The sequence below is a fragment of the Coprococcus intestinihominis genome (assembly GCF_040096555.1).
Taxonomy (GTDB): Bacteria; Bacillota; Clostridia; order Lachnospirales; family Lachnospiraceae; genus Coprococcus_A; species Coprococcus_A intestinihominis.
On the sequence record NZ_JBBMEK010000450.1, the window covers coordinates 1 to 1,255 of the forward strand.

A 1,255-nucleotide genomic window follows, 5' to 3' on the forward strand; every position below is an offset into this window, starting at 1 on the left:
ATTCGATACAGCCTTTTTCTGTCCACAATTTTCTCTATAACTATAACTGAGATTTCTAATTTCTGCTATTTTCATATCTCCTATGCCCTTTACGCCATCAATGCCCAATGTGTCTCAGAATACCAGACTTTGTTCTTCCAACCTTTCATCTGCGGTGTTTCCTGATATTGCGGAAGAATGCCATTCATGGTCGGAATCGCACGAATCAATTCTCTGGTATATGGATGCTGTGGATTTTTCAACAATTCTGTCTTTTTGCCCCATTCTACCAGGTGGCCATGATGCATCACGCCGACTTTATCCGCCATATATGCGACAACTCCCATATTATGCGTCACCATCAGCATTGTCATATGCAATTTTTGACGCATATCCAATATCACATCCAATGTTTGCTTCTGTACAACCACATCTAAGGCACTCGTAGGCTCATCAGCCAGCAAAAACGCCGGTTCATTAACAACAGCCAACGCAATAGCCACCCGCTGCGCCATGCCGCCGCTTAATTCAAAAGGATATTTTGAAAGAATGGTTTCCGGCTCCCTGAATCCAAGCATTCCAAGTAGGCTTTTTGCTGTCTGCTCTGCCTCCCGCACATTGACTTTCCTATGTACATTCATAGCCTCGTAAAACTGACGATGAATGGTCTGAGTGGGATCAAAAGAACTCTCCGGCTGCTGAAAAACCATAGCAATACGGGAGCCTCTCAGCTCCCGGTATTGTTTTTTGTTCAGTTGACACAAATTAACCCCCTGAAAAACAATATTTCCTTTAGTAATATGTCCTTCTTCACCCAAAAGGCCCATGATACTGCGCACCAGAGTACTTTTCCCACTGCCGCTCTCTCCCACAATCATCACAATTTCTTCCTGAGCAACCTGAAGATCGACATCATGCAGTATTTCTTTTTCTCCGTAATTCACATAAAGCTGTTCAACTGAAAGCATATGTTTTACTCCGCAATATCCAATGTATTCGTAATCAGATAATACTCAGATGGATTCACATCCACACCCGTTACTTTATTGTTATAAACAATAAGCAGCTGCTGGCTGGCAATAAAAGCATCCGGGCAATCATCTACAACCTTCTGAGTCAGATCTTTGACGATTGCATCTCTTTCAGATGTATCAAAGGTAGTTTCCAGTTTCTGTGCATCTGCATCTACATCTGAATTACTGTAATGGCCATAATTATCAGTACCATCTGATACAAACAACATATTGATCAGATACTGAGCATTACCTGTTGGTGC

1 protein-coding gene and 1 pseudogene are annotated in these 1,255 nt (G+C 42.2%); both read right to left on the bottom strand.

Translation table 11 applies throughout. The annotated features are described in order from the left end of the window. Positions 1 to 89 precede the first annotated feature (89 nt). Positions 90 to 947, bottom strand: coding sequence for an ABC transporter ATP-binding protein (locus tag WMO25_RS18135; protein ID WP_349086636.1), 858 nt, complete (start codon positions 945 to 947; stop codon positions 90 to 92). Positions 948 to 952: 5 nt separating this feature from the next. After that, positions 953 to 1,255: pseudogene (locus tag WMO25_RS18140) on the bottom strand (hypothetical protein); the annotation flags it as partial.

Excerpts from the sequence above, each read along its gene's own strand:
- WMO25_RS18135 (WP_349086636.1), bottom strand. The coding sequence starts at position 947 with ATGCTTTCAGTTGAACAGCTTTATGTGAATTACGGAGAAAAAGAAATA.